Raw genomic sequence first — 297 nt, forward strand, 5'->3', positions numbered from 1 at the left:
GAAAGCCTCAAGACGGCACTCAAGGAACACGTGCCGGACTACATGGTGCCGGCCTACCTGCTGTTCCTCGAAGCGTTGCCGCTGACCCCCAACGGCAAGCTCGATCGCAAAGCCCTGCCCAAGGTCGACGCCCAGCAGATGCAGCAGGTCTATGTGGCGCCGCAGAGCGAACTGGAGCAGCAGATCGCGGCGATCTGGGCCGATGTGCTGAAGCTGGATCGGGTGGGCATGAGCGACAACTTCTTCGAGCTGGGCGGCCACTCCCTGTTGGTGGCTCAGGGGGTGACTCGGGTCAAG

1 protein-coding gene is annotated in these 297 nt (G+C 63.3%); it reads left to right on the forward strand.

Annotated features, from left to right (window positions below):
- The coding region (locus BK665_RS33770) for a phosphopantetheine-binding protein (RefSeq protein ID WP_148053303.1) at positions 1 to 297 on the forward strand (297 nt) is incomplete at both ends.

This window comes from Pseudomonas frederiksbergensis (assembly GCF_003732665.1).
Lineage (GTDB): Bacteria > Pseudomonadota > Gammaproteobacteria > Pseudomonadales > Pseudomonadaceae > Aquipseudomonas > Aquipseudomonas frederiksbergensis_G.